Genomic DNA, 10,946 nt, shown 5'->3' on the forward strand with positions numbered 1-10,946 from the left:
TGTACTCAAGCTCCAGCACCTTGTCGTGGAGCTTGGCGATGCGGCTCTCCGCATCATCGGTCCAGGTCGGCTCAAGCTCCGCCAGATCAAGCTCGGCGGCCTGAGCCTGAATCAACACGGCCAGCTCGGCGCGCTCCTCCCGCTCCTCGGGGGGTAGGCCGCGCATCCGCTCCATCGAGCCCTTCAGATCGATCAAACCCTTGTAGAGTCCGGCGTGGGCAATCGGGGGCGTGATGTAGCTGATGAGGGTCGCCGCGGCACGTCGCTTCGCGATGGTGCCTTCGGACGGGTTGTTCGAGGCGTAGAGATAGACGTTGGGCAGATCCGTGATCAGACGATCAGGCCAGCAGGCCCCCGAGAGACCGGCCTGCTTGCCGGGCATGAACTCGAGTGCGCCGTGGGTTCCGAAGTGCAGCACCGCATGGGCGCCGAAGTCGTCGCGGATCCAGCGATAGAAGGCCGAGAAGGCATGGGTCGGGGTGAAGCCCTTCTCGAAGAGCAACCGCATGGGGTCGCCCTCGTAGCCGAAGGCCGGCTGGATGCCGACGAAGACGTTGCCGAACTGGGCGCCGAGCACGAACAGCGAGCCGCCGTCGGTCTGCTGCTTGCCGGGCGCCGAGCCCCATTGGGCCTCGATCTCGGCCAGCCAGGGCTCGCGCCGGACATGATCGTCGACCGGGATGCGGACATGCACGTTGGCGTGGGAGCCGAACCGCCCGGAGTTGCCGTTGACGATCTGCTCGCGGAGGGCGTCCACATCCTTGGGCACATCGACCCTGTAGCCTTCGGCATGCATCGTCTTGAGCGTGTGATACAGCGAGGCGAAGACCGACAAATAGGCGGCCGTGCCGGTGTTGCCGGCGTTCGGCGGGAAGTTGAAGAGGACGATGGCGACTTTGCGCTCGGCGCGCTTAGTCCGGCGCAGACGCACCAGACGCTCCACACGCGAGGCCAGACGTTGCGCGCGCTCGGCGTGCGACTGCATGTCGCGCGCACCGTCGCCCGCGCCGCCGCCGCTGCGACCGCCGTAGACCATGGAGCCGGTTGCGCCGTCCAGCTCGGGGATGGCGACCATCATGGTCGCTTCGACCGCAAGCAGACCTTGGCTGGAGGACTCCCACTGGTCGACATGCTGGAACTCGACCGCCAGGGTGGACAGATAGGGCACATCCAGCTTGGTCAGGATCTCCTCGGCCGCCTTGGAGTCGTTGTAGGCCGGTCCGCCGACCAGGGAGAATCCGGTCAGCGAGATGACCGCATCGACCGTCGCCTTGCCATCCTTCAAGAAGAACCGCTCGATCGCCGGGCGCGCGTCTAGACCGCTCGCAAACGCCGGGATGACCTGCAGACCGCGCGCCTCGAGCGCCTCGATCACGCCGTTGTAGTGCGCGGCGTTGCCGGCCAGCACGTAGGAGCGCATCAGCAGCAGACCGACGCGACCGACGGGACGACCGTTGACGGGCGGCAGACTCGCGATCTGATCGGAGATCCGCCCCTTCATCTTCGGATGATAGAGCCCGACGTCCGGATACTCGACCGGCGGCGCGGCCTTGATGGTGCCGCGCAGATGACGCCTCGGACCGTCGGCGTAGCGGTCGACCAGGAACCGGATCATGTTGCCCAGGTTCTCGTCCGAGCCGGCCAGCCAGTATTGGAGCGTCAGGAAGTAGGCGCGCACGTCCTGGGCGGTGCCCGGGATGAAGCGCAGCAGCTTGGGGATACGTCGCAGCATCGACATCTGCTGGGCGCCGGCGCTCTGTTTCTTCTCCTTGCCGCCGCGCAGACGCTTGAGCAGCGCCATCGGGCCGCCCGGGGAACCGTCCATCTTGAAGCCGCCGAGCCGCGTCATCTTCATCAGCTCGCCGGCCGACATGCAGACGATCATGGCGTCGCAGTCGTCGCGACGGGCGGCGAGCGCGGGCAGGATGGGTTTGAAGTGCTCCTCCATGACCAGCATGGTGATCATGATGATGTCGCCGCGCGCGATGTCCTCGCGACAACGCTCGAGCAGCTCCGGGGAATCGGCCCATTCGGTCGCAGCGTACAGCGTCAACTGCAGGCCGGGCAGCTCGCGCTGCAGGGACGGACGCGCCCGCTCGGTCGTACCGGCGAGGTGCCCGTCGAGATTCACAATGACCACACGGACCGGTGTGATGTCCGTGGTCGTGGCGCGCTTGTCAGCGGCCGAAGTGCGCTTTGGCATCGTAGAGCGTCTCCACAGTGATGGTCTGGATGCCCTGTTCCGCCGCGAAGCGCTCGGTATTCCGACGCGCCTTGCCGCGCACGAAGAACGGGATCTTTTTCAGCTCCTGCTCGGCTTCCGCTGCCCAAATGACGGTTGAAACATCGGCCTGCGCCAGCGAATCGACTGGCGAATCGACCGGCGAATCCGCCGGTTCGGCCGCCGACTGCGACTCGGATCCGGCCTCGGCCGGACGACTCGTCCCGACCCGCGATCCGAGATGCGACGCCGTGGCCGCATCGTGAAACTCGAAGTCCTCCCGGAACATGGTGATGAGATGCTCTTCGAGCCCCATCATCAAAGGGTGGACCCAGGTGTCGAAGATCACGTTCGCACCTTCGAAACCCATCTGCGGCGCATACCGCGCCGGAAAATCCTGGACATGCACGGGCGCGGAGATGACCGCGCAGGGAATACCCAACCGCTTGGCGATGTGGCGCTCCATCTGGGTGCCCAACATCAACTCGGGCTGAAGCTCCGTCGCCCGTTTCTCGACCTCGAGATAGTCGTCCGTGATCAGCGGCTCGACGCCGTAGCGCTTGGCACACTCGCGTACGTCGCGGGCAAACTCGCGGGCATAGGTTCCGATGCCGACGAGGGTAAAACCCAACTCTTCGGCACACATCCGGGCCGCCGCAACCGCATGGGTGGCGTCGGCGAAGATGAAGACACGCTTGCCGGTCAGGTAGGTCGAATCCACCGACCGCGAGTACCAGGGCATTCTAGACGAAATCGGCGACTTGGCATCAGTCACGTCGATCCCGGCGATACGCCCGACCTCGTCGAGAAAATCACGGGTCGCGCCGATGCCGATCGGCACCGTCTTCACCGTCGGCTGGCCGAACATGCGCTCCAGCCAAAGACAGGTCTGATCGGCCGTCTCGGGATAGAGACAGACGTTGAAGTCGGCCTCCGGGATCCGGAGCAGGTCTTCCGGGGTGGCACCCAAGGGCGCGACCACATGGACATCCACGCCGACCGAGGCGAGCAGCCGGGTGACCTCTTCGACATCGTCGCGGCAGCGAAAACCCAGGGCCGTCGGGCCGAGCAGATTCGCACGCGGGCGTCGATCGGCCGGTCTGGGCTCCGGGTGACGTCCGGCCTCCGGGACGCGGGATTTGAGCAGACCGCGGACCAGCTGATAGAAGGTCTCGTTCGCACCCCAGCATTCCTTGCGCGCATAGGCCGGCAGCTCGAGCGACAGGACCGGCACCGGCAGCCCCATCCCCCGAGCCAGGGCACCGGGCTGATCCTGGATCAGCTCGGCCGTGCAGGCCTCGCCGACCAGGAGCACGCGCGGCTTGAAGCGCTCGACGGCCTCGCCGACGCTGGTCTTGACCAGCTCCGCGGTATCGCTGCCGAGCTCGCGCGCCTGGAAGCTGGTGTAGGTCACGGGCGGACGGGTCGCCCGCCGCTCGATCATGGTGAAGAGCAGATCCGCGTAGGTGTCGCCCTGCGGCGCGTGCAGGACCAGATGCACGCCTTCCATGGAGGCGACGATCCGCATCGCGCCGATGTGCGGGGGTCCTTCGTATGACCAAAGTGTCAGCTGCATGGCGTCAGACCCGCAACAAGGCAGCACGCCGCAGCGGCCGCGCAAAGAGCTCGGCAAGATCGGCGGCTTGATCGAAACCATGGACCGGCGTGAAGACCAGCTCGATGGACCACTTGGTGCGCAGACCCTCGGACTCCAGCGGATTGGCAAGCCCCAGACCGCAGACCGTAAGGTCCGGGCGATCCTCGCGCAGCCGATCGAGCTGGCGTTCCAGATCCTGACCCTCGGTGAGGCGCACGCCCTCGGGCAGGAGGCGCATCTCCTCGGTCATAAGCTGACGATCGAGAAACGGTGTGCCGACCTCGACCAGCTCCATGCCGCACTCGCGCTGCAGGAAGCGCGCAAGCGGGATCTCAAGCTGCGAGTCCGGTAGAAAACTGATGCGCTTGCCTGCGAGCGCCTCGCGATGATGCGCCAGTCCTCGTCTGGCCCGTGCGATCGCCGGCGCCGTCACGGCATCGAGCACCTCGCCCGACACGCCCCACGCCTCGGTCGCCGCGCGCAGCCAGCCGAGCGTGCCTTCGACGCCGAAGGGATAGGGCGCGGTCAGCAGGCTGCCCCCCCGCGCCTCGCAGGCGCGCGCCGTCTCCCCTAAAAAGGGCTGGGCCAGCAGGACCTTGGTCCCGCTGCCCAGGGGAGGAAACTCGGTCGTCCGACGCGGCGGCAGAAAGTGCACCGGACCGATCCCCAGCTCGGCAAACAGCCGGGCGAATTGATCTTCGACCACGTCGGGTAAGGTGCCGAGGACCAACAGCGAGCGCTCGCCGCTCGGAAGCTGTGGCAGCTCGGGCACCAGCGCCTTCAGACAGGCGTCCTCGCCTTGCGTGAAGGTGGTTTCCAGACCGCTCGCCGAGTAATCGAGGATCCGCACCCGTCCGCGATAGACGCCGGACAGACGCTCGGCGGCCTTCGCCAGATCGAGCTTGATGACCTCGGACGGACAGGAGCCGACCAGGAACAGGGTGCCGATGTCGGGGCGCCGCTCCAAGACCTCGGCGACCACGCGATCCAGCTCGGCGTTGCAGTCCGCCAGACCCGCAAGATCGCGCTCATGCAGGATCGCGGTGGCAAAGCGCGGCTCCGCGAAGATCATCACACCCGCAGCGGACTGCAGCAGATGCGCACAGGTGCGCGAGCCGACGACCAGGAAGAAGGCATCCTGGATCTTGCGGTGCAGCCAGACGATCCCGGCTAGGCCGCAGAAGACCTGCCTTTGGCCGCGCTCGCGCGTCACGACCGGAAGCGTATCGCCGGCGGCGGATGCCCGACCGAGTGCCTGCGGTGCACTCATTCGGTCGCCTCCGCAAGGGTCTCGCGATCCTTTGCCTGATCGAGCCGGGCGGCGCGCAACTTGATCAGGAACTGCGCGGCATTGATGACATAGGTCGCATAAGCGGCCAGTGCCAGCCACATCAGCCCTTGCGTATCGAGTGCCGCGGTGGCGAGCGCCAACAGATAGGCGGTGTGCAGAGCCAGCACCAGCATGCTGAAGACGTCTTCCCAGAAGAAGGCCGGCGCGAAGAGATAGCGCCCGAAGACCACGCGCTCCCAGATCGCGCCGGTGATCATGATGGCGTAGAGCACGAGCGTCTTCACAACGATCGATACGGTCGCGGCGAGCTCGCCCTCGCCGGTCGTCAAATAACGCAGCACCAGATAGAGGCTGACCAGGAAGACCAGAAACTGCACTGGCGCAAGAATGCCCTGGACCAGCGTCCACGGGGACTCATCGCGGCGGAGGCGCTCCTCCGGGGTGTAGAGAGGTCTGCGTTGCTGCGGTTGCATTCGAGGATGATTCATCAGTGGACGAACTAGGGTATGATCCGCCGTCGCGTTCTACATATGACGAATCTAGTCCGCTTTCAGGGATGCGTCAACCAAACTTTACGTAAACCTGACTTGACAACCCCGCACCAGGCACCACAATAGGGTAGCGAGCCCGACCGTGGTGAACCGGCGTTTCTGCATTGCCATCGGCAGCAGCGCGCCTCGCAGCCGGCACATGCCGGCCGCAGCAAGATCCCCCCACTCGGACTCCGCACAACGGCGGCACTCGGACGATCCCGAACGGATCGGCAGGGCGGCACGCACCTCGCGCCTCGGCGTGTTTTTTCGTTGACGACTGTCGTCCCGAGCAGCGCAAGCGATCTCTTGTGATCATCGATACGAGACAGGATCCGGCCGAAGCCGGAAGCCGCGTCGAGCGATGCGCCCGAGGCCGTCGGGCGCAACGGTGCAGGTGTCGGATGCCCATGGGCATGTCGCACCGTCAGGAACGCTCCGGCAAGCCAGCCGCTATCGGCACCGAAAACGGGTTGCGCGGGCGCGCCCCGAGGCATTGGAGGGTCTGGTCGTCGTGAGTCCGTTCAGAGCCCCGAAGGAATCGTTCGGCACCCTCGATGCCGAAACGGCGGCGGCGCTGGTCGAAGGCGCAACCGACATCGCGGTCGTGGTCGACCAGGCGGGCATCGTCTGCGACATCTCCTTCGGCAGCGAGGACCTTTCGAGCGAGCTCAGCAAGGACTGGATCGGCCAGCCATGGCTGACCACCGCGCTGCCGGAGAGCCGCGCGAACCTCGAAGCCTTGCTCAGCGAGGCATCCGACTCCCGCGTCACCCGCTGGCGACAGGTCAATCATCCTTCCGTGCGCGGGACCGACATCCCGATTCAGTACCGAGCCTTGCGTCTCGGCACCAGTGTCGTGGCCCTGGGGCGCAACCTCCAGGGCATGGCCGCCCTGCAACAACAGCTCGTCGACGCCCAACAAGCACTCGAACGCGACTACTGGCGCTTCCGCCAGGTCGAGACCCGTTATCGGCTGCTGTTTCGTATGGTTTCGGAGGCCATCCTCATCATCGATGCGCCGACCCAGCGGGTCGTGGAGGCGAATCCCGCCGCCGGACAACTGCTCGGTGAATCCCCGACGCGGGTCATCGGTCGTCCCTTCCCGGAAGGGTTCGACACCGAGGGCACGCAGGCGATCAATGGCCTGTTGGCCGGGGTCCGTGCCGCCGGGCGGGCGGACGACGTGCGGGCCAAGCTCGCCGACGGCATGCAGGAGTTCCTGGTGTCGGCCTCGCTGCTGCGCCAGGAGAACCTCTCGTTCCTCTTGGTGCGGCTCTCCCCGATCGTCGCCGAGACCGCCACCTCGACCCTGCCGGAGAACCGGGCACGCTATCTTCGCGTCCTCGAGAACGCACCGGACTGCGTCGTCATCACGGATGCGGACGGGCGGGTCCTGAGCGCCAACAACACCTTCCTGGCCTTGACCGAGATCGCCGCGGAGCAACAGGCGCGCGGCGAGTCGCTCGACCGTTGGCTCGGACGTCCGGGCGTCGACCTGAATGTCTTGATGGCCAACCTGCGTCAACACGACACGGTTCGGCTCTTTGCGACCACCCTGCGCGGCGAATACGGCTCCACGACGGATATCGAGATCTCGGCCGCGGCGGTGCGCAACGGGGAGCGCCCCTATTTTGGATTCTTCATCCGCGATGTCGGTCGCCGGCTTCATGCCGAGCAGCCGACGAGCCCGGAGCAGCCGCGTTGGCTCGACCAACTCACCGACCGGGTCGGGCGGGTTCCGCTCAAGGAGCTGGTGCGCGAGTCGACCGATACCATCGAGCGGCTTTGCATCGAGGCGGCCCTGAAACTGACCGGGGATAATCGCGCCTCGGCGGCCGAGCTCCTGGGGTTGAGCCGCCAAAGCCTATACGTCAAAATCGATCGATACGGCATTACCGACCAAGCAGCCGAGCCCTCGGCGCCAGACGACAAGTGAGCGGCATGAATCGAAGCGCGTTACCCGCGGCAGCGTCCGCATACCCGTCCATGCCCGCGATCTTGGAAGTATCGCATCCCATCACCTGGTTCCCGCCGATGTGGGCCTTCGCGTGCGGGGTTGTGTCCTCCGGAGCGCCTGTCCTGCAGCAGTGGTGGCTCCTCCTCGCCGGCGTGCTCTTGGCCGGCCCTCTGATGTGCGGGACGAGCCAGGTCGTCAATGATTGGTACGACCGTCATGTGGACGCCATCAACGAGCCGAACCGCCCGATCCCCTCGGGACGAATTCCCGGGCGCTGGGGCCTCTATCTCGCACTGATCTGGACCGCGGTCTCGCTGCTGCTCGCCTGGGTGCTCGGAGCCTGGGTCTTCGGGGCCTCGCTGATCGGCATGGCTTTGGCCTGGGCCTACAGCGCACCACCGTTCCGCCTCAAGGGCAACGGCTGGTGGGGCAACCTCGCCGTCGGCTTCTCCTACGAGGGATTGGCCTGGATCACCGGGGCCGCCGTCATGCTCGGCGGCGCCATGCCGGACTGGCGGATCCTCGCGCTCGCCGTGCTCTACAGCATCGGCGCGCACGGCATCATGACGCTCAACGATTTCAAGGCAATCGAGGGCGACAAGCAGATGAACGTGCGCTCGCTGCCGGTTCAGCTCGGTGTCGACGGGGCCGCGCGCTTGGCCAGCATCGTCATGGCCGTGCCCCAAGCCATCGTGATCGCGCTCTTGTTCGCTTGGGACAAGCCGGCCCACGCCATCGCCGTCGGCGTGGTCCTACTGATCCAACTGCTGCTGATGATTCGCTTCCTGCAGAGTCCGCGCGAGCGGGCCACCTGGTTCAGCGGGCTCGGCGTCAGCGTCTACGTCACCGGGATGATGATCAGCGCCTTCGCCGTGCGCGGGCTTCTCGCTTGAGTGAAACCCGACGGAAGACTTGATCGCGCCTGCCCGGCGCGCGTGCGCCGGGCTTTGAAACCCTTCGATTTACCCAACCTCAGGGCCAGCATTCGATGACAACTCTTGAGACATTCGACGTCGTGATCGTCGGCGGCGGGCCCGCCGGCGCCACCGCTGCAACCGATCTGGCCAAGCGCGGTCGTCGCGTTCTCCTGCTCGATCGCGGCGGGCGCATCAAGCCCTGCGGCGGCGCCATTCCTCCGCAGGCCATGCGTGAGTTCGATATCCCGGAGTCCATGCTGGCGAATCAGGTCAACTCGGCCCGCATGGTCTCCCCGTCCGATCAACGTGTGGACATGCCCATCAACGGCGGCTATGTCGGCATGGTGGATCGCGAGCATTTCGACGAGTGGCTGCGCGAACGTGCCGCGCAAGCCGGAGCCGAGCGACGCACCGGCACCTTCGAGGCGGTCGAGCGCGATACCGACGGTGTCGCCCTGATCCGCTATCGGCCGGGCGCCGGGCGCAGCGGCAACGAGTCCGAGCGGGTCCGCGCCCGTGCCGTGATCGGTGCCGACGGGGCGCACTCGGCGGTCGGCAAGCAGTGCGTTCCGGGCGCGGACAAGATCAAATATGTCGCCGCCTATCACGAGATCGTGCGGACCCCGGCCAACGGCGGTCCGGCCGATTTCGACGGCACACGCTGCGATGTCTACTATCAGGGCGACATCTCGCCGGACTTCTACGGCTGGGTCTTCCCGCACGGCGACACGACCAGCGTCGGCGTGGGCACCGCGGTGGATGGCTTCTCGCTCAAGAGCGCGACCACCGAGCTGCGTCGCCGCGCCGGGCTGGAGCACGCCGAGACCCTGCGTCGCGAGGGCGCACCCATCCCGCTCAAGCCGCTCAAACGTTGGGACAACGGACGCGATCTGGTGCTGGCCGGCGATGCCGCCGGGGTCGTAGCTCCCGCCTCGGGCGAAGGCATCTATTACGCACTGGTCGGGGGACGACTCGCCGGGGACGCGGTCGACACCTTTCTCTCCACCGGCGATGCCCGCGCACTCAAGAGCGCACGGGCACACTTCATGAAATCCCACGGCAAGGTCTTCTGGGTGCTGGGGATGATGCAGTACTTTTGGTACTCCAGCGACAAGCGTCGCGAGCGTTTCGTGAGCATGTGCAAAGACCCGGACGTGCAGTCTCTGACCTGGGATGCCTACATGAACAAGCGTTTGGTCCGCGCGAAGCCGGCGGCCCATCTGCGGGTCTTCTTCAAGGACATGGCGCACCTCTTGGGTTTCGTCTCGGCCCGCTGACGTAACGCGATCGCCGCGAGCACCCCCAAGAGGCGCCATCATGGCCGAGCTCTTCGCAAGCGGGCGCTTGATCGATCTGATCCTCGGCCTGGTCGCAGTCGAGGCGATCGCACTGACGGTGCTCCACCGCCTGACGGGCAAAGGTGTCGCTCCGCGCGATCTGGTCGGCCTGCTGCTCGCGGGCGCCTTCCTATTGGTCGCGGTGCGTTTCGCCTTGACCGGCGCCGAGTGGATCTGGGTCGGCGCCTGGCTGGCCTTGGCCCTGGTCGCTCATCTTGCCGATCTGGCCCTGCGCTGGCGGCCCTGACCCCTCCGCATCAGTTGCCGGCAGGCAGATCGCCCTTCGTGTTCTGCGCCGAATACCAGGCGAGGTGCTCGAGGAGCTGGGTGGTGCGTTGGACGGATGACTGAACCGCATCGACCAATGCGGGCACGCGACCCAAATCGACCCCGTCGGTCACCTCTAGCGCGGCAAGCTGCGCATTACCGACAATGGCCGCAAGGAGCTCGCGGTACAGTGGATTGGCACTCCATTGCAACTGCTGGCGCATGATCTTCTGCTGCTCCAGCAGGCCGGCCTGAACTCGATGCCGGGCATCCTCGGCCATCTTGCGCTCGCTCAGGTCAGTCAGCAAAAGCACGAAGCCCAAGACCTGCTCGGGCGAGGAAAAGACCGGATCGGCGCGCACCAGAAACGGCCGAAGGCCGACATCCCTGGTGTTCAGCTCGACCTCTCCACGCCAAGCCCGACGCTGCGCCACCAGCTCATGGAGACGGCGGCGCGCCTCCGCCTGCGTCGGCTCCGAGAACAAGGCCAGCAGATCATCGAGACATCGCGGACGCGATTGATCGGGATGCAGGAGCCGCTCGAAGGACTGCGTGGTCAGCAGAAAAGCGCCGTCCGCATCGGCGAGGAGTATCGGCTGCTCGGAAACACTGACCTGCGAGCGGACTTGTGCAAGCTGCGCCTGGGCGATGAGCACACGGACCGAGCGAAACTGCTGGATGACATCCGCGACGGATTCGCCAATCAATCTGGCCGTGGCCAGATTCGCGGAGGTCCAGGGATCGGATGTGCCTTCGACCACCTGATGCCATTGCGCGAAGGACCGCCGCGGCGAAAGCTGCGAAGGATCGTCTCCGCTGAAGACCG

Annotated in this window: 9 protein-coding genes; 4 read left to right on the top strand and 5 right to left on the bottom strand. The window is 66.1% G+C overall.

Annotated elements, in window-relative coordinates; translation table 11 throughout:
- The 4 genes from VLR48_RS00065 to bchF all read right to left on the bottom strand — a co-directional run.
- The coding region (locus VLR48_RS00065; protein WP_325289828.1) for a magnesium chelatase subunit H at positions 1-2,203 on the bottom strand (2,203 nt) is incomplete at its 3' end.
- On the bottom strand, positions 2,178-3,797 hold the full coding sequence (gene bchB, locus VLR48_RS00070; RefSeq protein WP_325289829.1) for a ferredoxin:protochlorophyllide reductase (ATP-dependent) subunit B: 1,620 nt from the start codon (positions 3,795-3,797) through the stop codon (positions 2,178-2,180). The genes VLR48_RS00065 and bchB, both read right to left, overlap by 26 nt.
- 4 nt (positions 3,798-3,801) lie before the next feature.
- On the bottom strand, positions 3,802-5,088 hold the full coding sequence (locus VLR48_RS00075) for a ferredoxin:protochlorophyllide reductase (ATP-dependent) subunit N (protein ID WP_325289830.1): 1,287 nt from the start codon (positions 5,086-5,088) through the stop codon (positions 3,802-3,804).
- Complete coding sequence (bchF, locus tag VLR48_RS00080) at positions 5,085-5,582, bottom strand: 2-vinyl bacteriochlorophyllide hydratase (RefSeq protein WP_325289831.1); 498 nt, start codon at positions 5,580-5,582, stop codon at positions 5,085-5,087. The genes VLR48_RS00075 and bchF overlap by 4 nt, the downstream gene beginning before the upstream one ends.
- A 571-nt stretch (positions 5,583-6,153) precedes the next feature.
- Here bchF and ppsR point away from each other — a divergent pair.
- From ppsR to VLR48_RS00100, 4 genes are all read left to right on the top strand, one after another.
- Complete coding sequence (gene ppsR, locus VLR48_RS00085; RefSeq protein ID WP_325289832.1) at positions 6,154-7,578, top strand: transcriptional regulator PpsR; 1,425 nt, start codon at positions 6,154-6,156, stop codon at positions 7,576-7,578.
- Between the two features lie 5 nt (positions 7,579-7,583).
- Entirely contained in the window at positions 7,584-8,492 is a 909-nt protein-coding gene (gene chlG / locus VLR48_RS00090; RefSeq protein WP_325289833.1) for a chlorophyll synthase ChlG, read from the top strand.
- Between the two features lie 95 nt (positions 8,493-8,587).
- The gene (locus tag VLR48_RS00095; RefSeq protein WP_325289834.1) at positions 8,588-9,793 is read left to right on the top strand and encodes a geranylgeranyl diphosphate reductase; all 1,206 of its coding nucleotides are present in this window, start codon (positions 8,588-8,590) and stop codon (positions 9,791-9,793) included.
- A 40-nt stretch (positions 9,794-9,833) separates the two neighbouring features.
- Positions 9,834-10,100, top strand: coding sequence for a hypothetical protein (locus VLR48_RS00100; RefSeq protein ID WP_325289835.1), 267 nt, complete (start codon positions 9,834-9,836; stop codon positions 10,098-10,100).
- A gap of 10 nt (positions 10,101-10,110) precedes the next feature.
- Here VLR48_RS00100 and VLR48_RS00105 read toward each other — a convergent pair.
- Positions 10,111-10,946: PAS domain-containing protein (locus tag VLR48_RS00105; RefSeq protein WP_325289836.1), on the bottom strand; the 836-nt coding region annotated here is incomplete at its 5' end.

Origin of the sequence: Thiocapsa sp. (genome assembly GCF_035467215.1) — a bacterium.
Taxonomy (GTDB): domain Bacteria; phylum Pseudomonadota; class Gammaproteobacteria; order Chromatiales; family Chromatiaceae; genus Thiocapsa.

Coding starts and splice junctions, on each gene's coding strand:
- bchB (WP_325289829.1), bottom strand. CDS start 3,797: ATGCAGCTGACACTTTGGTCATACGAAGGACCCCCGCACATCGGCGCG.
- VLR48_RS00075 (WP_325289830.1), bottom strand. CDS start 5,088: ATGAGTGCACCGCAGGCACTCGGTCGGGCATCCGCCGCCGGCGATACG.
- bchF (WP_325289831.1), bottom strand. CDS start 5,582: ATGCAACCGCAGCAACGCAGACCTCTCTACACCCCGGAGGAGCGCCTC.
- chlG (WP_325289833.1), top strand. CDS start 7,584: ATGAATCGAAGCGCGTTACCCGCGGCAGCGTCCGCATACCCGTCCATG.
- VLR48_RS00095 (WP_325289834.1), top strand. CDS start 8,588: ATGACAACTCTTGAGACATTCGACGTCGTGATCGTCGGCGGCGGGCCC.
- VLR48_RS00100 (WP_325289835.1), top strand. CDS start 9,834: ATGGCCGAGCTCTTCGCAAGCGGGCGCTTGATCGATCTGATCCTCGGC.